General features: G+C 58.4%; 19 protein-coding genes. 8 read left to right on the forward strand and 11 right to left on the reverse strand.

The genetic code is table 11. The features are described 5' to 3' along the window. Positions 1–79: 79 nt before the first annotated feature. On the reverse strand, positions 80–1,951 hold the full coding sequence (locus tag AB7290_RS12145; RefSeq protein WP_135217043.1) for a sensor histidine kinase: 1,872 nt from the start codon (positions 1,949–1,951) through the stop codon (positions 80–82). Between the two features lie 474 nt (positions 1,952–2,425). On the opposite strand from AB7290_RS12145, the gene AB7290_RS12150 reads away from it, so the two are divergent. From AB7290_RS12150 to AB7290_RS12175, 6 genes are all read left to right on the forward strand, one after another. Next, the gene (locus AB7290_RS12150; RefSeq protein WP_063981918.1) at positions 2,426–2,809 is read left to right on the forward strand and encodes a response regulator transcription factor; all 384 of its coding nucleotides are present in this window, start codon (positions 2,426–2,428) and stop codon (positions 2,807–2,809) included. 694 nt (positions 2,810–3,503) lie between these two features. Beyond that, positions 3,504–3,788 carry a hypothetical protein gene (locus AB7290_RS12155; protein WP_441253426.1) on the forward strand — a complete coding sequence of 95 codons (285 nt, stop codon included), beginning with the start codon at positions 3,504–3,506 and terminating at the stop codon, positions 3,786–3,788. Between the two features lie 334 nt (positions 3,789–4,122). Beyond that, positions 4,123–4,761 carry a response regulator transcription factor gene (locus tag AB7290_RS12160; protein WP_063981920.1) on the forward strand — a complete coding sequence of 213 codons (639 nt, stop codon included), beginning with the start codon at positions 4,123–4,125 and terminating at the stop codon, positions 4,759–4,761. Between the two features lie 156 nt (positions 4,762–4,917). Further along, entirely contained in the window at positions 4,918–5,289 is a 372-nt protein-coding gene (locus tag AB7290_RS12165) for a response regulator transcription factor (protein ID WP_354096561.1), read from the forward strand. A 124-nt stretch (positions 5,290–5,413) separates the two neighbouring features. Beyond that, positions 5,414–6,124: a potassium channel family protein gene (locus tag AB7290_RS12170; protein WP_135217039.1), complete on the forward strand. Its 711-nt coding sequence runs from the start codon at positions 5,414–5,416 to the stop codon at positions 6,122–6,124. 188 nt (positions 6,125–6,312) lie between these two features. Next, the gene (locus AB7290_RS12175; protein ID WP_084795033.1) at positions 6,313–6,576 is read left to right on the forward strand and encodes a hypothetical protein; all 264 of its coding nucleotides are present in this window, start codon (positions 6,313–6,315) and stop codon (positions 6,574–6,576) included. A gap of 273 nt (positions 6,577–6,849) precedes the next feature. Here AB7290_RS12175 and AB7290_RS12180 read toward each other — a convergent pair whose 3' ends face one another. Next, positions 6,850–8,127 (reverse strand): L,D-transpeptidase, encoded by a 1,278-nt coding sequence (locus tag AB7290_RS12180; protein ID WP_244623479.1) that lies wholly within the window; start codon positions 8,125–8,127, stop codon positions 6,850–6,852. Positions 8,128–8,378: 251 nt separating this feature from the next. Here AB7290_RS12180 and AB7290_RS12185 point away from each other — a divergent pair, with 251 nt between their 5' ends. Next, positions 8,379–9,533 carry a transglycosylase gene (locus AB7290_RS12185; RefSeq protein WP_441253427.1) on the forward strand — a complete coding sequence of 385 codons (1,155 nt, stop codon included), beginning with the start codon at positions 8,379–8,381 and terminating at the stop codon, positions 9,531–9,533. Between the two features lie 545 nt (positions 9,534–10,078). On the opposite strand, the gene AB7290_RS12190 is transcribed toward AB7290_RS12185, so the two are convergent. From AB7290_RS12190 to AB7290_RS12210, 5 genes are all read right to left on the reverse strand, one after another. Beyond that, positions 10,079–10,276, reverse strand: coding sequence for a hypothetical protein (locus AB7290_RS12190; protein ID WP_063986200.1), 198 nt, complete (start codon positions 10,274–10,276; stop codon positions 10,079–10,081). 131 nt (positions 10,277–10,407) lie between these two features. Continuing rightward, positions 10,408–10,641: a hypothetical protein gene (locus tag AB7290_RS12195; RefSeq protein ID WP_063981921.1), complete on the reverse strand. Its 234-nt coding sequence runs from the start codon at positions 10,639–10,641 to the stop codon at positions 10,408–10,410. A gap of 865 nt (positions 10,642–11,506) precedes the next feature. Continuing rightward, positions 11,507–12,142, reverse strand: a complete 636-nt coding sequence (locus AB7290_RS12200) for a response regulator transcription factor (RefSeq protein ID WP_063981922.1) — start codon at positions 12,140–12,142, stop codon at positions 11,507–11,509. 642 nt (positions 12,143–12,784) lie between these two features. Continuing rightward, entirely contained in the window at positions 12,785–12,991 is a 207-nt protein-coding gene (locus tag AB7290_RS12205; RefSeq protein WP_167768322.1) for a hypothetical protein, read from the reverse strand. A 411-nt stretch (positions 12,992–13,402) separates the two neighbouring features. Beyond that, positions 13,403–14,167, reverse strand: a complete 765-nt coding sequence (locus tag AB7290_RS12210; protein ID WP_063981924.1) for an outer membrane protein — start codon at positions 14,165–14,167, stop codon at positions 13,403–13,405. A 1,032-nt stretch (positions 14,168–15,199) separates the two neighbouring features. Here AB7290_RS12210 and AB7290_RS12215 point away from each other — a divergent pair. Then, on the forward strand, positions 15,200–15,463 hold the full coding sequence (locus tag AB7290_RS12215; RefSeq protein ID WP_084795037.1) for a hypothetical protein: 264 nt from the start codon (positions 15,200–15,202) through the stop codon (positions 15,461–15,463). A 641-nt stretch (positions 15,464–16,104) separates the two neighbouring features. On the opposite strand, the gene AB7290_RS12220 is transcribed toward AB7290_RS12215, so the two are convergent. The 4 genes from AB7290_RS12220 to AB7290_RS12235 form a co-directional block, all read right to left on the reverse strand. After that, complete coding sequence (locus AB7290_RS12220; RefSeq protein ID WP_283018915.1) at positions 16,105–16,566, reverse strand: hypothetical protein; 462 nt, start codon at positions 16,564–16,566, stop codon at positions 16,105–16,107. A gap of 79 nt (positions 16,567–16,645) precedes the next feature. Continuing rightward, the gene (locus AB7290_RS12225; protein ID WP_441253428.1) at positions 16,646–17,329 is read right to left on the reverse strand and encodes a helix-turn-helix domain-containing protein; all 684 of its coding nucleotides are present in this window, start codon (positions 17,327–17,329) and stop codon (positions 16,646–16,648) included. A 1,682-nt stretch (positions 17,330–19,011) separates the two neighbouring features. Beyond that, a complete protein-coding gene (locus AB7290_RS12230) occupies positions 19,012–19,410 on the reverse strand; it encodes a hypothetical protein (RefSeq protein WP_244623476.1) in 399 nt (132 codons plus the stop codon). Positions 19,411–20,125: 715 nt separating this feature from the next. Beyond that, positions 20,126–20,890 (reverse strand): outer membrane protein, encoded by a 765-nt coding sequence (locus AB7290_RS12235; protein ID WP_063981930.1) that lies wholly within the window; start codon positions 20,888–20,890, stop codon positions 20,126–20,128. Positions 20,891–20,961: the final 71 nt, after the last annotated feature.

The raw sequence follows: 20,961 nt of genomic DNA on the forward strand, positions 1-20,961 counted from the left end.
AGCATGCTATATCGGATACGCCACCATCGTTCTCAGCGTGGCTGTGGTGGTCGTGGTCCTATTCACCCTTTGGTGAGCATCAGACAAGAGGAAGCCTGATCCTAAACGACGCGCCGCCGTGATCCCGATTTTTCGCCGATAACTGGCCATTGTGCGCTTCCACGATGGTGCGCGCGATGGACAACCCCATACCCATGCCTTCCGCCTTGCTGGTGTAGAACGGCTCGAAGATCTCTTTCAGTTTGTCTTCGGGAATGCCATGGCCGCGATCAGACACGGATAGATCGGCAAACTTTTCGACGCGCGAAGTCCGGATGTTGATGATGCGGTCTTCGATTGGCGTATCCTTCATCGCGTCGATCCCGTTCACGACAAGGTTCAAGATCACCTGTTGAATTTGAATGCGGTCGCCGAGAACCGGAAGCGCATCCGGCGTGATCGCGCTGACTAATTGGAATTTCCGGCCAACCGCCAGCGCTGAAAAAAAACTGATCGTCTCACGCACGACTTCGTTGAGGTCAAATTGCTTCTGCTCAAACGGTGCCTTTTTCAGAATGCTGCGCATTCTCCGGATGACTTCGGTGGCGCGGTTGTCGTCCCTTAGAATGTCATCAAGGATTTCGTTTACTTCGTCGATGTCCGGATTTGGAGACTTCAAGATCGCCTGCGCCGTCTCGGTATTGGTGAGAATAGAGCCGAGCGGCTGGTTGATTTCGTGGGCAATTGACGCGGTCAATTCGCCAGCCGTTGAGAAGCGGTTGACATGCGCCAGTTCCGTCATGCGCTGCCGCGACTGCACTTCGGCAAGTTGACGCCGACGATGTTCGCGCAGCAGACCGGCGATCAGCGCGGTTTGCGATAGAATAATCGTGGCTGTGAGTGCGACTTGCCACCAATACCGTTCCCAGACGGTTGGTTCTCGGAAATAGACGGTGCTGCCGGGCGGCAGATTGCTCTCGGCAATTCCCCACCGCTGCATTTGCCGCCAGTCGAACATAGGCGCGGCCAGTTGAACAAACGTCGGCTTGATGTCGGCAACATTTTCGCCGTCAAGGATGCGGAGCGCGACTTCCGCCGCCTGCTTGCTTTGTCTGGCGACGATCTGCATTGGCCCACCAACGATGCCCTCTCCAAAAAAGGCTTCGTCGTGAAAAAAGATGGGTGCGTTGGCTGTCCGGTAAAACCGGGCGAACGCACTGTTACCCTCATGCGCCACTCCCGCCGCATCGACATTCAACCCAATCCAGAAAATCGCACTGTGTGGCGGAAGGTTGGCCGCATCCTTGAGCATCTCTTCAAAGGAAAGTTCATTGTACCATCGAAATCGCACACGATCCGCGAACCGCGCAGTGGACTTGGCGACCTCGTTGCGCCACCAGGTTTCGCTCGGCGAAGCACCGACAACGATGGCGATGGTCGTTGTTTGAGGCAGGACGTGCAGGATATTTTCAAAGAAAACAGGATCGTCGTTCGTGATCGCCACGACAGTATCGTACTTGGTCAATTTATCGAAGTCCACGCGGCGTCGCTCTACCAGAGTGTACAGCATGGGCGTCGTTGGAAAGAGGTCTTTGCGGTGGGCCTGCACGAAATTGGCCGCAGGCGCGCCGATGGCGATGATCAGATCGGGCGACTGGTCAATATTAAGAGTGCGAAGATACTCGACGAATGGAGCGTCTGATTTGTCGCTGCTTCGCCGGGCATTCAATAGCGAGTGATCTTGAAACTCAATGGATGCCCGTCGGCTTAACTCGGCGCGAAGGGCTTCGGAATAATCAGTCCACGGCCTAAAGCGAAGACCGAATGAATGCAGCATCATTACCCGCTTGGGTTCTGGATCAGCCGCCTGACTTTGGCCCTGCATCGCCAGCAATAATGCGACGGCCAGCACAGCGATGAGGGTCCGCGCGCAAAAAGATCGCCAAGATAGAGCAGCAGTCCAGAAAAGCATTCCCGTCCTACTCCGAAGTCCGCAGTCCGAATACCGTAGCGGCTCGACCAAACGATTAATAGGCAAAACCGGCGCTGTGAGCCGTGCTGCGGCTGCTAGGGATCACAAGGCTCCTGTCCTTTGGACCGCGTGCGGGCCGCGCGGGCCAGGCAAGCCGCTACAGATTGCGTGGATGACGAGACGGGCACAACGGAGGCGGCGACGCGGCCAAGGTCTCACGGCAAGAAGCGGACATTCGGGCTGGCCTTCAGCAGGTCCCCCTTGGGCAAATGAGCGACATCCCAGTTTTACCCCCGAACATGAAAGAGGCCGCCAACTGAGGCGGCTGTCAGGCACAGCGTAATGGCCAAAAGCGACCGCGCGGCGTGCAAAGAGTTCCAAGCCGTCGGAATCGAAACTGATGGTCCATTTGGACGTTGGCACACCGAGGAAAAAGTACGTCTGTGGCGGGAACCATGAAAATGGAGCAAACGCATGTCGCAGGGAAACTGTGTTTACGTCGTTGATGACGACGTCACGCTATTGCAAAGCTTGGGGCGACTGCTGCGGTCCCTCGGCTATACCAGTTTATTGTTTCCCTCGGCGGAAACTTTCACCAAGCACGACGATTTTGACAAAGCCGCCTGCATCCTGCTGGACATCAATATCGGCGAGGTTTCCGGCATCGAGGTCGCTCACCGTCTCAAGGCGGCAAACGTCTCGGTGCCTATCATCTTCATGACGGGAAACGACCAACCCGTCCTTCGCGAGGCAGCGCATCGATCCGGCTGCCTCGCGTTTCTCACCAAGCCATTCTCCGCTACGGCACTGGCGCAGTACCTACAGCGCGTTCGCCAGCGTCCGGCAGAGGACACATGATCGCGTGAGCCGTGGCCGGTGCGATGGTGAGTGCCAACATACGCCGGATGGCCGTTGATCGTCCGGGGGGTCCCTCCGTGCGTTACTTACTAGATTGAGGACGTTGGCCTATGATCTTTGGCCGCCTCATGCTTTCCCGTCTAAGCTCGCTTTCAAAATGATCAGCCCAACCTTACTCAGGCGCGTGCGGATGGTTGTGGATGCAGCCGTCGTGACGGCCGTCTGTGGCTCGTCCTCGATCAGTTCGTTCGCGAGGAGTTTCCAGAGCACGCGCGGCGAGACGCCATTGCGCTCGCTCTTCCAAGCGCTGCCGTTCGGCCCATAAGTGCGAACACTTTCTGGTCATTGGTCGCGATCATCGCGCGACGAACCGCAGGCGTGAGCTTGAATCTCTTGTGCTCTGACTGCCCCATCAGGCAAGCAAGAAAGGAGATGCCAGTTAGTTTGTGTTGATTCAAATCAAACGACCGCTTGGGGTCAAGATCGGACGACCCGGCCTTGCGGCGGATGTCTGCTTTGCCCCGGTGAGCGACGTAATGGCATGACTGTCTAGGTGATGACACGCTGGCGCGGACTGTCGCGCCCCCGGCCGGATTTCCTCCACCAGTGCCGCCGGTCGTCAACGATCAGCATCTTTGCAATTCTCGATTTTTGAGTTTCATTTGCTGAATTCTCGTTTTTGAAAGGCCGCGAGATGCCGCGTGATCTGTTCGAGGCAACGATGCGGGGCTGGGCGCGGCTCAACCCATCCCAGCGCGAACGGTTTTTCCAAGCGGGCTTGCGGGCGGCGCTGCGCCTTGAGCGGCAGCAATTCCGCGAAATGGCTCATGCGGCGGCTCATCGAGCCCCGCTCGCCGCGCCGGTCGATCCGAACAGCTTCGCAATTTCGAAGTACGACATTGCGGTTCTCATGAGGTCAGCGCGCGAAACACCGGGCAAATCGTCTCCGAAACGCAACTCGGAAAACCAAAAATGCTAATGTCTTCAAATGCTGCCGTCGCGCGGTCCCCCCACATACACACGCCCCTCAGAGGACCCCAGTGCTGAATTGCGCGAATGCGGGACCCAAACGCAACGGAGGCCAGCCGCTGGGGTACACAGCCTGTAACTCCGGTCTGGGCAAGGTTGCCGGCAGCATCGCCGGGTCATTGTCATCACGTCAGGCGACGGGACGGCAGTCAGCGAGGCATCGGGTTGGCACAAACTGCATAGTCGCGTTCGGACTGACAGATCAGCCATGCCCCAAATGAGCGTTAAACGATACTTACACACTTTGAATTGCCCGGTACCCTCTTTGCAACGAAAGGGGACCGGTGCAGGGGCTTGTGCATATTGTTGACGACGATCCGTCCTTTCTGACGGCGATGGAGCGTCATTTGAAGCACGCCGGTTATGAGGTCGCGGTCTATGCGTCAGCACAGGCGTTGCTGGACCGACTGCCGAGCGACAGTGTTCCGAGCTGCATCCTCCTCGACGTACGGATACCTGGCATCGACGGTCCAGCACTGCAAAAGCGATTAAACGAACTCGGTTCGACGCTGCCGATCATATTCGTCAGCGGTCATGTCGATATTCCGCTCACGGTGCGCGCCCTAAAGGAGGGCGCGGAGGATTTCCTGACAAAGCCGGTAACGTCCGACGGCCTTCTTACTGCAATTGAACGGGCGTTCGCACGCCACCGAGGCTTCCGCGAGCAACAGTCCAGGCTGGATGTTGTTCGCGCCCTCATCGCCAAACTAACGCCGAGGGAGCGGCAAGTATTTGAACTCATCGTTGCCGGTAAGACCAATAAGCAGATCGGCAGCATCTTGGGTACGACCGAACGCACCATCAAGGCCCACCGCCAGCAGGTCATGGAGAAAATGCAGGTTCGGACCTTGGCTGAACTTGTGGCGGTTGCTGAACGAGTCGGTGTCATTGGCGATAAGCCTAATAGCGGACCTATGGCCTAGGCCAATTCTCAACCATTTTTCAAGTTATTGGCCTATGGGACACTTGTGTCAGACTCCCGAATGCCTATTGGTTCTCGTCATCACTGGGTCGCCAGCGGCTACCATCGGTGACTGAGAGAGCCGGTGCGCTCCCGCTTGTCATCGGAGCGCAATCCAATGGGTAGAAGCGACCCTGTTTTGGTGGTCGATGACGATCCCGGAATGCTGCGAGCCCTCAATCGGCTGCTATGCCAGCATGGCTTCAAACCAATCCTCTTCTCGTCTGCCGAAGAGCTGGAGCAGCACGCCGACATCGCCAACGCACTCTGCATCATCTTGGACATCAACCTCAACGGGGGGTCGGGGATCGACCTCCGGCATCAACTCAAAGCCAACGGCGTTGCGGTCCCCGTCATTTTCATCACCGGCAATGAGATTCCTTCCGTTCGCGAGGCCGCACTGCGGTCCGGATGCGTCGCATTTCTAACTAAGCCGTTCTCAGCGCACGAGCTGATCGAGCCGCTCAAACAGGCTGCGGCAGGCCACTAACCCATTCACTGAGCGCGCCTGGGCTTGCTCCCGTTCCCTTGATCTAGGTCAACGAGACTGAACTTTCGTCCTGAATTGTACAAAGGTGCAGCGCTGCGGTCAGCGCCAGGCCTTAGGAACATCGATGAAGACGCCCGTAAGCGAGCTGCGCCGTTTGCGCGGAGAACGCATTGACTGGCTGCTCTCGGTGCTCACGGGAGTGCTGGCATTACTGATTTTTGTCTTCGCCCCGCTACAAGCAATGGGCATTACCGCCTTTCACCTGTTTGCGGATGGCCTGTTGCTAGCGATCATCGTCAGCATGGTGATCATCTCCAACAATCCGACTGCTCTCGTTCTGATGTCGCTCGCGCTCGTTTTCAACGTCGCCGTATTCTTCCTGCGCATTTACTACCCAGTACCGTACCACCTTCACATTTTGGCCGGCGCATGGCTGGTCATCGCCTGCACGTTAGGTGTTGTCGTGCTTCAGGCCGTATTCAGGCGAGGTCTCGTTACATATCACCGAATTATCGGAGCGATCCTTCTGTACCTTTTAATTGCGGTGGCCTTTGCAACGCTGTTCCTGTTTGTAGGGCTGGCGGCTCCCGACGCAATCAAGGGAATAGCTTTCGAGGACGATCATTCGGTCGCCGCATCGCTTTTTTACATGAGCTTTGTCACACTTACATCAACCGGGTATGGAGACATCGTTCCGGTACATCCCTTGGCACGAAGTCTCTGCAACATCGAGAGCGTGATCGGTCAGCTTTATCCGGCGACCCTTCTGGCGAGGCTCGTTACCCTCGAGCTCAGCAGCACCGGCTCGGCGCGTAAGCCCACCCCTACCGCCTGAGCCGCAGGAGCTGCACCGACACGTGTGCGCTGCACTCGCGTCCTGTGAGGTTCCCCGCGTCGCTAGGCAAACACTCGGTTGATCTATGTCAACGCCGGCGCTCCTTTGGCGGACACGCTGCGTGCAGCCGCACCGGAGATGGCGTCCGTGCATCTGTTGCGCAGGCACGAAAAAGGAAGACCCGCACCATGCATTCCAAGAAGCGTCTTTCGATCAAGTCAGCGACTGTTAGCGGGATTGCTGCTAGCGCCCTCCTGGGCCTTGCCGGTCTCACGCTCAATCCAGCGCCCGCCAGTGCAGTGGTCTACTGTCAATACACTGAGTACCCAGCTGGTTGTGTTGCCCGGGCGGGCGTCGTACTCAGGCCTCGCCCGGTGGCGCGCGCTGCGGTCCGTCACAACGCTGGTGGCAATATGAATGGTGGAGTCAATCGCGTGGGGGCGAGGCGGTAAAGGTCTTGCCTGTGGACGCTTGGTCACCCAGGCCGGCGCTCTTGTTCCCATAGTCCCGACTCTGCACCAAACGACACGCGTATCGGCAGCCAGATCAGTGTTTGAGGCTATCCGCCAAGCTGGTTGCCGGCCCATTTGCGGAAATCGCGTGACTCAGAACGCACCTCGCGCCCCTTTGGCTTAGGTGCGGACATCAAGTTGCAGCAGAATTGCGGTCGAACAATTCAGCGGTTGCGCAGCAGCGTCGCCTTGTTGGCGGGTCGCGTCGCTGCATCAATGCGTTACCACGATAAAATCCGTATCTTTTCCCGTCTCGTGGCTAATTCCGTAGTCGGAAACAATCAACGAAGAGGCCGGCGTCAGGAGTTCAGAGATCTTCTCAACCGTATCCTGTGGCATTTCGATGCGGTTGAGCGCAGCGTTGGCTTTGTCGGGTAACGGTCCCGACACGGGTTGCTTCGCGGGCGCTTCTCGCCCTTTTGTGGCAGCCTCGGATCTACGGGGCAATTCCTCTGGAATCGACACGACGCTCCAGCGCATAGCCGTTCCCTCCTTCTGGAATTCCATTGCGGTAAACACGTGCGTTCCCAGCGGCTCCTCCGGATTTTCGATCTTGACCGGGACATCAAACAAGGGCGTGAAGCCCTGACGCACGAACAGCTTGCTCAACTTACGACTGACGAAGATGGAGATCGGGACAATCTTTTTAGGCGCGCTTGCGGCGGGAGCCGAGCCCGGCACCTGGAGATTGGCGGCTTCTGGAGTCTCGGCGTTTGACACCAGTGTTCCCTGCGTTGCCGCGGCTGCACCGATGCTCTTGGTTGCGACGGTGGCACTCTGGAGTTCGGACGAACCGGACGCGGCTTTCGGTTGAAATAGATGCGGATTGGTTATCTCGACCGGCTGGACATCACCATGCGCAATGATCACGCGCGTGCCGCGCTTCGTGAGGTGCCAGAGTCGAACGGCGAAATCGTTGTTCAAACGGATGCAGCCGTGTGACGCTGGATGCCCAGGCACGACACCGGCGTGCAACGCTATCCCTGACCAGGTGATGCGTTGCATGTAGGGCATGGGGGCGGCGCTATAAATATTTGAACGGTGCCATCGTTGTTTGCTGATGACGCTGAACACACCGAGGGGCGTCGGATGCCCCTCCATTCCCGTGGACACCGAAGAGCGTGCAATCAGCACCCCGTTGTCAAAAAGCGAGACCCGTTGGTCTGCTATCGAGATGATGATCTGGAGCGGGCCCTTCGGAAGGGGCTCCGGCCGAGCGCTCTTTGGCGTTTCAGAGTTTCTCTGCCGGTGGTGGTGCTTGTGCTTGTACGGAGCGTATTGGCTTCGCCAGAACGTGTGTTGGGGTCCAAACAGAAATTGAGCGTGTGCGATCCCCGGAGGGAGCATGGAAATGGCGAATACAGCAGTTGCTATCGTGCGCCGCATTGCTGGTAATTTCTTAACGAGCATCGCCCGGTCCCAATAGGCGCAATTCCTCTTTTCGAGACGATGCGCGAAGCCGACGCCTGATGCGTCATCCTGACAGCGCATCAAGCCTCTCCTCCAAATCTGGTCGCAGTGGGTCGAAAATGGGACCGTACTCACGATTACAGTGCGAGTTGCCGTTGAGGCGGGCACAATGGCTTGCGGTCGACGCGTTGCAATCGGGCAACATGCTTTGGAAATATCGACGAGCGGCCGTTTCCGCCATTGCGCAACGCACATTGATCCCAAGAATGAGGCTCTTCGCATGCTTGGCTTTTCTACACGGCTCCGGCGGAGCCTATGGAGGCGACAGCATCATGAACCCGCGGCGATTTACGATAGTGGCGCCGACCTTTTGCGGAACGGTCGTTCTCGCGGGGTGGATCACTGGCTGGTTGGCTGGCTTCGGTTCGGCCGGCACCGAGAACACCCGCGCAGTGCCAATCGAGGACCGCGCAGCATCTTTCGCCGCCAACGCCAGGCTCGCGGATGAACCGCAGGCAATCGCAATGGACAACGCCGTTGTCGCTAACACCGTTGTCGCTAACACCGTTGTCGCTAACACCGTTGTCGCGAACGCCGAAGTGGCGACGGCCGATGAATCCGCGGCAGGGATGACCACCGACACGACGGCGGCATCAGATAAGCCGGACTCGATCGTCGTGGCCGCGTTGCCCGATCCGTCGCAGATGCCGTCGGCCGATTTACCGCCTGTGCAGGAATCGGTGGACTTGGGTCACCGTTATGTCGCCCAACCGGCGCCGACAATGTGCGATGCACCCGGCGGTGCCTCCAGCAAGGGGCCGCAGGATTTCCGGTATCTCATTTGTTATGTCTGGTCCGAACTGCCGCCTGCCGAGAAGCCGGCGGCGATCGTCTTGCGTTCGTTCAAGGACATCCCGGTCGGAACGCCGGTGGAAGAGATCAAGCGCGCGTCCGACGCTTTCGGTCTGGATTTCACTTTCATGAAGGCGGTGGCCAAGGTCGAGTCCGGTTTCGACCCCAAGCAACGCACCGGGTCGTATATCGGGCTGTTCCAGCTGAGCAAATACGAGTTCAGAAAGTTCGGCTCCGGAGACATTCTTAATCCCCGCGATAATGCCGTTGCGGCAGCCTACAAGGTCATCACCGAAGGCATTCTGTTCGAGTGGGTGACGCACAGGAAGTCGGACTTGAACGATCTTTACTTGATCCATCAGCAGGGCTGGGAAGGCGCCGCGGAGCACCTCAGTCAACCCAATCGCATCGCCTGGAAATCGATGTGCGCCACCAGCGAAGGTAGGGAGAAGGGCGAAAAATGGTGCAGGCGCGCGATCTGGGGCAATACGCTTCCAGCCGTCAAAGAGGCGTGGAAATCGGTAGAGAAGCTGACGTCGGAGGCGTTCGTCGGAATGTGGCGCGAGCGGGTTGCTCATTTCCAATCGAAATACATGGGCACCGCGACCGCCGCCGCCGAACGAGCGCACCAGTAAATTTCCGTTGAGTGGTTGGCAGGAGTTGCCGCACCCGCGGGCCGAGCGGGGCCTCACCGCCGCGGCGGCATGTGGTGCCGCTCATCGCTCAATGGTCGCGCTGACGCACTTTACGTCGTCAACGACGCTCGGATCGTTCCTACTGAGCGCGAACGAGGTGATCGATCCGGTGCCGATGTCTGCTTGTGGCTCCTTTTCAGACCTGCCGACTGCTTCTGAGGATGTCTGCTGTTAGCGGGGATGGGCGGAAGAACTTTGTTGATGTATCCGACCCGCAACGCGTCGGCAGTCGGCATCCCGAACGCCGCACAGATCCGAGGCTTGCCCGGTGCGAAATCGCGGGCGTTCGAGAAATGATCGAAGCTGCTTCGTCTAAATGATCCGGCCAAGGGAGCGGGCAACCCAAAGGGGAGGAAATATGCCGGAAAGCATGCTTGTTTTCGCCAAAGCCCCTACGAAGAATGCTCCTAAGTAACACGCTGGTGCAGGCTCGCTTGCGCCGTCCTCGCTCTGATAAGGCTGGGGTGAGATGATGCTAATGGGATCTATTTCGCGCCGTCGGGTGCGTTCGGGTTTCGACCTGCGCCAACGGCGCTCTCCACTTCGGCCGCGAGCACTTGAAGATGGTCAGCCAAGCGAGCGAAAAGCTCGCGCTTCTTGGGGTCCGTAGCAAGGTCCCGGATCAAAGCGCATTCCGCCGCATCCACTCGCAGCTTCTCTAATTGCGTTGTCATGTCCTTCATGGACCGGTCCTCGAATAGCCGGCCTACCAGTTGCAGTGGCGCGAGGAACATTGTAGCCAATTTCGTGAGAAGGCTATTGGTACTTGGGGCGCTATCGAACAGGATGCACTGCAAAAATCCAGGACGCGCCTTTAGAGGGGCAGTTGTGCCTGATCTTCGGACCAATCGATGATCTCGAAGAACATGCCTCGTCGCAGCATTTCGGTTTCTAGATTTGCCGCGTGCGCCTTCCAATCTGATGTTTCACGAACCTTGAAGCGAGGCTGTTCACCGGCAGCCTTCTGAGCGTCGTCCGACGCGAGAGCCCCCCGAATGCTCTCGTACATCATCGTGAGACTGTCGTTCGTGAAAGCTCGATAGTCCATCAGTGCAACCAACAAAACGGCCGTCGCCGGGTTGAGGTCAGCGACGGCTCTGTGTGAGTTCGTGATGATGATTATGCGCTAGTCGGGCCGATGATGGAGATTTGCGGTTATCGGGCCGTTTACTGAGACGCTGGGGTCTAGTCCGCCTGCCGCCGTCGCCGCCAATTAAGGCTTGTCTGGATGCACGTCAAGCCGGCACCCATTCGACTCCGACACCGTAATTTCTACGACCCGCCGCCTTCCACCTGTTCCCCATAGAGCCAAGTATGGACGCGCGACGATGGAATAAGTTGTTTGGGAGAATGCGGATTGATCGTGCCGGCAAATAGCGCCAAACCACCTAGCCTCGTTATAGCGAACGCCTTTGCTTCATGTTCTGTTGCAAACGTCTTTGTCCCGCGAGGGCTGCGGCTTTTTGGCAGGATGCCACGCTTCTGAGCTTCAAAGGTAACGTACCAAGTCGGCGTCATTTTACCCCCGGCTAGATCCCGAGTTCAAGCTTCGAGCCTTGTCGCACGCACATGCGCCGGACCATTCGCCGCCCATCGGCGGCCTAGTTGCAAACCACGTTGTCGCTCCTGCTCCGCGTCCCCGTCCTCGATCATCCAACGTTTAAGCGGCCCCGGCGAGGACTTGCGCCCGCCCCGGGGCCGAGCGCGCTGCCGCCGATCTTGGGGGCCTAGGGCTCTGTGAGAGATCTAAAAAGCGCGTTGTTAGACAATCACAGGCGGAGTGTTTGGCTATTGCACTTTGTGTCAATAGGAAGAGTTAATGCCTGATTTCACGGACGAAGACGCAGCCGAGTTTTGCTGGGTCCAATGAGCGCGTTACTCCTGTCAAACCGCTGGAACCGCTTATGGTTCGTCTAAGGCAGGTGAGGAGACGGCCCGTTCGGGCGATAGCCCATACGCTCGGCAATGGCGACAAGTTCCGCCAATGACTGGACCTGCATTTTTTCCATCACCTGATGGCGATGTGCCTTAATCGTACGCTCGGTACAGCCTATAGCGTACGCGATTTGCTTGTTGATCTTGCCCTGAACCACAAGCTCGAACACTTGCCGCTCACGCGGCGTTAGTGCCGTGACACGAGCGCGAGCCGCATCCAGCTCCTCCTTTTTGGCGCGCGTGACTTCGTAACGAGCGAACGCGCACTCAATTGCGCGAAGTAGGTCGTCGGAAGATGCGGGCTTGATCAGAAAATCTTCTGCGCCCGCCTTGATGGCCTGTACGGTGGTCTGGATGTCGGGAAAGCCCGTAAAGAATATAATCGGCAACGTCGAACCGAGTTCGTATAATTGCGCCTGGAGCTCAGGACCGCTCACTCCCGGTAGTCGCACATCGAGGAGAATGCAGCCGGGTCTACAGTCGTCCGGTAGTCGATCCAACGACTGCTCAGCCGACGCATAGGTCGCCACTTCGTACCCGGCGAGTTTGAGGCGACGTTCGACTGCTATTCGGAAGGCACTGTCGTCATCCACAACATGCACAAACCCCAACACGTGACTCCCCAAGACTTACGTCAGCCGTGACCTAGAAGAGCGCAGTGACGAGCAGCAGCTCTCGCCCAAGCTCCGCCGCGATGAACCAGCGACCGATCTCATTCCGAGCAGGATATCCCACTACATGGGGAGGTAGGTCTGACGGTTTCTAACAGGAGAGCTGCGATTCTAGCACCGTGATTGTACGGGTCATGTCGGGCGGCGCATGAAGGCACGCTTTGCCCGCATGAAGGGAGAGGAAAAATTCTCGAATGCGCTATGTTTTAGAACGCTGCTTTCGATGGGCGAATTTGGAAACGAGTGCAGCTAGACTTGTGCCACGATCTAGAGAGTAACCTCGTGACCGCCAACGATGGGGGTACAAGGCGCTCGGTTCCGCATCGAGCGTACGTGCTGAGCCTAGGCTCGTGACAGACGCGCAGCTCGCCTTCGCGAAAGCCGCCAACGAAATGATCGGATACGTCCGATGGCGGAAAGCGCGCGCCTCTTTGCCAAAGTTGGCTTGCATGAACTCCAACGTCTGAGTTCGCATGTCGGGCCAGTGTAGACACTAAGCGAGCTCATCTTCGCGCGGGTTGCCGGTCCGATGCGGAGAAGTTTGCCGACGGGCAGCGACCGCCGGTCCACCACCGCTTGAACGACTTAAGTCAAGCGGCTGTCCGGTCCTCTGAAAGGATCGTGGTGCACTTCATTTGAGAACGAGACGATCAATAGTTCGAGCTTCGATTGCTCTTCACTCAAGCGCCTTTCGACAAACTGGCGCTCGACCTCTGTCACGCTAGTCTGCAATAAGTGGCGATAGCGTTGAATATTGTTGCGGTGTGCACGCGCCAACTGGTCGTCAATCATCATCGCCTTCCTTGACGCTACTGTCTCATTTCCTTTTTGCTTCATGGGTGAGGTGCCCCGAGGCAACATTCCTAGTCGTCGCTGGAGCAGAATATTTTTCCTCCCAACGCCGAAATTCCCCTTGGCCGGGGCTTTAAATCCTGGCCCTCCAATTCTTGCGCACTTAGATGACAGAAACAAGAAACGTTCGAAGGAACGTTCCCCGAACTTTTTTGCGATCTGTGAACCATTTCACAATCGCATCTGGTGCCGGTTCAATGTCGGCTGTCGTCGGTCAACCGGTGTCGAGCCGCACTTGTCTTGACCGCTGCTTCTGACCCTAGATATTTTAAGATGCAGCAAGCGCTTGGGATGGTTAACCCGCAAAAAAGCCCCGGCGAACCGGGGCTTTGGCCTGCGCGACTGGTGTGATCAGTATCTCGCCGCGATCGGGGCACCGTATCCACCGAAGCGATAGTTCAGCCGAAGCGTGACCATATCCACATCTTGGCTGACGCCGCTCCCGGTCAGGGTGAACCCTCCGGGAGTAACCACGCCTGCGAAGCCGGAATTATCACGCCCCATCCAGAGGTGGTCGTATTCGATACCGAGCGACCAGTTGGGCGTGAAGCCGTATTCCCAGCCGACGCCCAGGGCGCCGCCCCAGCGCGTGTGGCCTGCCGAGGCCAAGCCGACACCGGTGATGTTGTTGAAGATATCGAAGCGATTGCGCGTCACGGCGGCGCCGCCCTTCACGTAGAATAGGGAGGCGTTCCACGCCCAACCGAGTTGCGCCGTCAACAACCCGATGCCGTCGATCTTGCCTGTGGTCGAGATCAATGGATCGATTAGACTGACGCGCGTGTTCTTGATGTTGGCCCAATCTCCCTGCGCTTCGAGGCCGAGCACAAACTGGTTGGTTTGCCAGCGGTACCCGATCTGTCCGCCCGCGAGGCCCCCGGAGCGATCGGCGCAACCACCTGCGACTGTTCCTGCGGGCGTCACGAAATCCACACAACCGTGGCTTTGCCCCCAACCGCCGTTAGCACCGATGTAGAAACCGGTCCAATCATAGATCGGCGCGACCACCGGGGGCGGGGCCTTGACGTAAGGTTTAGCAGCCAGATCAGCCGCTGACGCGGGTGCCGCCATGCTCACTGCCAGCAAGCCCACACCACTCAACAAGATCTTCTTCATTCTTTTCGCTCCATCCACGTTTCACCCGAACGAGCCGGCTGCGGGGTTCCGTCTTGGATTTGCGCACAGCGCGGGTCTGTTTCGGAGACGCCCCCTCGCGCTGGCGTGGGTAAAGGCTCGTGCCGTTGCCAGCGTCCATCGTCGGCGAGCGCATGCCTCAAGGTTGATTTAGATCAATAATCACACTCCGGAATATGGACCAGTTGCAAAAGGGCGGGAGACCGGGAGTTTGAGATATGGGTGAACGTTCGGAATCGATGGTCAGCCGTCGAGGCGCTCTTGCTCTTTGTGGATACGCAGCCGTGTTCGGGCTCGTGGCCTCGCCTGCAATTCTGGTGGTGTCAGATGCTGGCGCTCAGACCTCAACCGCACCGACCACGCCCGCAGCGCCTTCCACTGAGACACCGCAGTCGGGTACGGAGCGGCGTCAGGAACGACGCACGGGGCGCACCGAACGGCGTCAGGATCGACGGACAGGGCGAACAGAACGGCGTCAGGCGCGACGGACGGGGCGCACGGAGCGGCGCGAAGAGCGGCATGACGGTGCTGCCGAAGAGAAAAAGTAGCCGCGCGTCCACCAGCACGTCCCAAGAAACCAATTAGGAGCAAGAACATGAAAAATTCAACGGTGCTCGGCGCGGCCCTCGGTGCAGCGATGTTGTGCTTGGCGCCCGTGTCGTTTCACTGGTCACCAGAAGGGACTGTCGTTATCTCCGTCGAGAAAGCTGACGCTCGTGTCGGTCGTCCGCTCACACCTGGCAGCGTTGCGGGGGTTAATAGGCGAGTGCATAGACGCGCGTATCGGCGCGGGTACTATGGAGCTGCTGTAGGTGCGGCTGCCGTCGGAGCAGCGGCCACGGGAGCGTACTATCACCGCCGGCAATGCGGTTACTATCCATACCCCCCGTGCTATTGAGAGCGACGTCGCCTCCAGCGTTGACCTACGTCAACATCACCTAGTCTCCTTACCGCTCACAAACGCTTGGCCGCCCGGTGCATCTCCATCGGTTCGCGGCGAAAGGGAGGATCACCATGCATCGGACAAAGAGTCTCTCGATCAAGTCGGCGACAGTTGCCGGGATTGCCGCCAGCTTCCTGTTGGGGTTGGCGGGTCTCACGCTCAATCCAACGCCAGCCAAGGCGGTCGTGTATTGCCAGTACGTTGAATATCCGGTCGGGTGCGTTGCGAGGGCTGGCGTCGTGCTCAGGCCTCGTCCCGTGGCGCGCGCTGCGGTCCGTCATAACGTCGGCGGCAACGCAAATGGCGGCGTCAATCGCGTGGGAGTGCGGCGGTAAGGCACTGTTGGTCAGTGCCGCATTGTCGAAAAATGCAACCGCCTCAATTGCGGCAAGGGACTCAGCTATTGATTCGCTCGGTAATCCAGCGTTCGTCGGCTTGTCCAGCAGTCCCTTAGAACTCACACCTGGATCGGCCAACGATGGGGGTGCAAGGGTGCTTGGTCCCCCATCCGGGCGCCCTTGTGCTGAGGCCTAAGCCCCGCGCCAGACGCGCAACACGCCCTCGCGAAAGCCGCCGACGAAATGATCAGACGTATCCGCTGGCAGAATTTGGCTGAGATCATCGAACGAGCCGCTCACCATAGTCGTAAGCTCATGCGCCGAAGCATGCTCCGCCCAGCGGCGTCCCAATTCCAATCCGCGTTGCCGCTCAGCCTCTGCGTCCATCGTCTTAGCTACCCCACGTGTTAACCGGCCCCGGCGAAGTTGCTGACCGCGCCGGGGCCTTCTACGTTCTCGCCAATCTAAGAAAGCTTGGGGGCTGGAAAGATGGGCAAGGCGTGCCCCAGACAAGCAGAACCTGGGTGTTTGGCTAGTGCCCTTTGTGCCAATGCGACCGCAGGTATTGAGGTAGTTGGGGGCAAGAAGCTAAATGGAAAAATGTCAGTCACGATGCGGAGGGCCGGCATCCGTCAGTTCTATTGGCTGCCTCCAAGCGCACGCCCCAGTCGTTCCAGTTCAAGCGTGACGCAGAATAGCGTGAACAACGATACGACGAGTTGCAGTCCCCGGCGGAACATGAGCCAAAGATCGGCGCCCTGATTGATCTCCGGCAAATGTCTGAAGAACACGACACCGAATAGCGAGCCGCCGAAAATAAAGGCGAGACGCCCCAGAAACAGAAACAGGTGACTCAGGATCGGATTCGAGCGCGGAGGTGGGAGCGGAACGCGTCGCAGGCGATACCAATAGGCGACCTGCATCGCAATGATAATGACGGGCCTAGCAAGGTTATCGGACCGTTCGAACGGCAACTGCTCACCGGGATGGATTATCAAGTGCCTAAATTCGGGCAGGCCGTCCAAGATTATGAAGAGTGCTCCTGTCAGTTGAACCACGAGAAGAACCAAATAAACGGCTCTGGATTTTAGGTTCGTCATCTCGAACACCCGTCAACTCCGCTACGGCCGGCCGCACTTAGCCTGCTTCGAGGGCACTCAGCTTCGTCCTGAACTGGACCTAATCTGGTGGATCGAGGTTTGCCAGCCGCTCTCGGTCGAGAAGTACGATTTCCCGGTGACTACCAGCGGTGAAATCAAGTACGCCCGCTCCATGCAGCCTGGATAGAACACGACACACCGTTTCGAGTGCTAAGCCGAGGTAGTCAGCTATATCGCGACGGTACATGGGGAGTGCCATTGAGTTAGTGGCGGTCAGGCGCTTGTCCATCTCCAGCAAGAACGCGGCAACTCTCTCCGATGACGATTTACGGCCAAGCAGCAGCATATGATTTTCCGCGTGCTCGAGGTTGCTGGTAGTCATACGGAGTAGGTTGCGCGAGACAGCTGGATCGGTTTCGGCGACCATTTCTAGAGTTTGCCGTCTGATCAGGCGAAGCGTCGTCTCGACCACCGCCTGGGTCGTAAATCGATGCGTCCCACTGTTCTCCAGCCCGAAAATATCTCCGGCCAAATGGAATGCGCCAATCTGGCGTCGACCGTCAGAGAGCAGTTTGTAACTGCGCGCCGCTCCCCTGATTACTTGATAGACGTATTCGGCAGATTCCTTCTCACTGAAAATTGCTTTCCCCTTTTTGTAGATCAATACACTCGAACTGACGCCCGGATTTGATTCGCTCGTGATGCCAAGGTCAGTGAGCGAATTAGGGCAGAGGGACCGCCCCGTAGTATTACGCACAAACATGCGGGCTACTCTTTTATTGATTTTTAGCCAATCGAATACGTCTCGGTGCGCGGAACGATAAGCTCCACCCCAAGGTGGAGTGAAGCATAGTATTTGGCGACTGACGCGATGGTACTGTACCAAGGGACAGTGGAGCATTGTCACTGTTGCCGTCAGCGCGGTTGTGCTCGCTGGCGTCGTGTATCGGTCTGGTGACGGGCCGCCGCATCGTGGGGCACGGCAAAGCCCCATAGCTGCATCGCGGCTTCTCCTGATTGTGTCGGCTTCCTTGCAATGGTGATGATCGTCTCATCGCCATCGGTCACACGACAGTGACACTGATGCGCACAAGGGGACAACGTGCCTACAGCTGAACAATGCCGCGCTTATGCCGCCGAGTACAAACTACGTGCCGCTGATCCGAGGAATTCACCCCGCCGAGCGACCGTGCTGACGAACATCTCACGGAGCTGGGCAGCGCTTGGGAGCCAGCTTGAGAACCTTGCAGAGATCGCGAAGTCGGAAGGCAAGTGAGATCGCCTCCCGTCAAAGTGGGCTGGCCCGTGCGTCCTCATCCGCACTTGGCGGCTATCGCTTCGTGACCCGCTTGTTGAGTGCTTTGCGCATCGCCGTTTCGTCCGCGATGAATTTCGAGACCTGATGCTGCTCAGCCTGGGTCAGCCACCGGGTCAGCTTGTCGGCGATCATGGCCCTCTCGCTGAAGCTTGCGTCCCGAGCCGGGTGGGCCACCGTCCATGCGATTAATGCCAGCTGGCGTTTGGTCGGACGCTGGCGTGATCGCGAGCTTATATTTGTTGACCGTTCTGCGGTCATTGGTCTCCCGAGGGCGTAGACCCTTCTAGTCGCGCAGCTTTTTGCCGAATTCCTCTTACTGTTTCGGTCAAGCTGGCACGAACTGCAGCCCCCTTGGGGCGCGGCCCGTTACGATTACCCATGTGGCGGGAAGTGCTCCTTCGGATCGCAGTCATTGCTGTCGGCATGCTGCCGGTGGCGCTGCTCTCTTTCGCGCTTTTTAGAATGTGATTAACGACGTTCATTGATCTGGCTCAATGGCGCAGCTGCCTATCGAGCGGCCTCCTCATGCGAGGAAGGCGCGTCATGAAATCGCCGTCGGTACTGGATTTACCAATCACTGGTCTGGGCATCAGCCGCGTTTGGTCTCGCGTTGATCGCATCGTTGACGTTGTGAAGCCGAATTGCAACCTCCGGAATAAAGCGTAAGATTCAAGTGATTTGCGAACTCGTGGAGGGCATCGTGGCAGCGCCAGACCTCGTTTTCAAAGTCGCCATTATTGGGCTGAGCGTTCTTTCAGCATCTTTCGCGTATACGCTGGTGCTGGGTCTGTAACGGCGTCCCAGAGGCCGGCCTCGCAGAGGGCAATCTTTGTCCTTCAGAACGGTAACTTTGCGGGTTGCCAGGCCTCGATGTCACGTCCATCGCCGGTCAATGCAGCGCCAAGATAGTCGGCGGCGTTGAACTGGAGGACCCAGCCGTCAGCGCTGGCGTCGACATGCTGGCAGCAGCCATAGTCGCGGTGTAGTTCAGGACGTCGCGGGCGCCGGAGGCGCGCATCTCACCGAAGGTGATCTTTTGAAGGCAGGTTCGTCACGGTTCCCGCTCGCGCTTTTCTTCGACGTCATGAGCGCCATTGGTCGAGGAGCGATAAGGTAGTCGGGAGCTCTTATGCCGATCTGCGCGTTCGTGCGACCCGGCGTTGGATGCCGCGGCGACGCTTGTGCTCTTCTAGACGACGTTGCGGGGGCGGGGGCGGCGAGGCAAACTCGCTGGCCGGCAGATTCTCGATCAGCTCGCCGAGCGTAAGATCTTTAGATACGGTCGTAGGTGGCTGCTCAACCGCCGAGAGCAAGTCCCGGCCCGCGTCCGTGATACGCCACTCGCCTGGCTCGCGCGCGATCAGCTTTTGGCCGAAGATATCGAGGTCTGGTGCCCGCGCAGCCAGAAGCTTCATGCGACCGGTCCACTCGGGTCCGCTGGTGTAGAAAAGAGCCAGGTGTTGCTTGACGACGTCAAGACTGGCCCGGCCATCGGGCTGGCCGGCGAGGATTTTGAGTATCGACATCTGAAAGCTCACGTCCGCCACCAGTACGCGACTACCAAACTATCGGACTAACGTAGCGTGTGCATCGGTCGTGTCTAGCGCCATCTTCTTTATGAACGGAGCGACCGAAACTCGGCGGGGTAAAGTAAAAGCGGGGCCTGATTGCTAGCCATTCTTAGATTTTCCGCAGAGGACTTGCCTCGGTTTTCCTTCTCTTTGTAGCTGACATTGGTCCCTTCGTTGAGGGTATTTCGCTCCGCAGTGAGGGCGTCCGCCAACAATCTGTCGAGCACCCGCCGGTCCTCGGCGTCGGCCTGGTGTGAGCCGCCGGTGATGCCGGCGCGCCTGGCCCGGCGCTGTGCGCCGACAGCCTCGATGAGGCGATCGCCTGGCTCAGAGGGCACTGGCGAGGGCCTCGCGCAGCCGAGAAAAAACCCCGGCCTTGGGTTTGGGGCAGGCCGGGGCTTGGAGGTTGTTAAGGCCAGGCCTCGGGCTGAGGCTCGAACGCGCATCGACCATCGATGACCTTGCGGCGCCTTTCAATTGCCCTTATGGACAGGCTTTCCCGCGCCATGCAAATCGCGATCTTGATCCTCAATGAGGCAGATGCTCGGCGTTATCGGCGTCTGCACCGCCTGAGTGGTCCTACCGGCTTTTTCCTAAGCGGGACCGCCGCGTTGTCGAGAGATAAAGAAAAGCCCCGGACGACGCCGGGGCTTAAGTTCGCTGGAGGAAATCAGTAACGCGCTGCGATCGGGGCGCCATAACCGCCGAAGCGGTAATTGAAGCGCAGCGTGATCATGTCCACGTCCTGCGTGATCCGGTCGTTCACAAAGGCGGCAAGTCGCGGATCAGCGACCGTGAACGAATTATTCCGGTGCCCCATGAACAAATGGTCGTATTCGACGCCCACCGACCAATTCGGGGTGAAGCCATACTCGTATCCAACACCAATGACACCACCCCAGCGGGTAGCGCTTTGCGCGGCGAGCTCGGTGCCGAAGGCATTATCGATGACGCTTAAGCGGTTGTCTGTCACCGCCGCGCCGCCCTTCACGTAGAACAGTGACGCATTCCAGGCGTAGCCGATCTGGCCGGTGAAGAGGCCGATGGCACTGGTTTTGGTGCGAGTGGAGAGCGAAGCATCGATCAGGCTGACGCGCTGGTTGCTGAGATCCGCCCAATCGCCCTGGGCTTCCAGGCCAAACACCCACTGGCTGGCCTGCCAGCGATAACCGAGCTGGCCGCCGATGACGCCACCGGACCGATCGCGGCAGCCGGAAGCTACGGCTACGCCGGCCGCGTCAAGGAAATCCACGCAGTTGTGGTTCTGCGCCCAGCCACCATTGCCGCCGATGTAGAAGCCGGTCCAGTCGTAGATCGGTGCCACGATCGGAGGCGGTGCCTTGGTGTACGGACGCGCCGCCAAGTCAGCCGCCGACGCCGGAGCGGACAATCCAACGGCCATCATCCCGACCGCAGCAACCAGAAATTTTTTCATACAAGTAATCTCCTCAGAAAGCAGTTCGATAGGGCGATAAGCCCCGCCCGACGAATCAACAGTAGTTCGTT

The sequence above is a fragment of the Bradyrhizobium sp. 613_E4_N2_2 genome (assembly GCF_052075995.1).
GTDB classification, from domain to species: domain Bacteria; phylum Pseudomonadota; class Alphaproteobacteria; order Rhizobiales; family Xanthobacteraceae; genus Bradyrhizobium; species Bradyrhizobium barranii.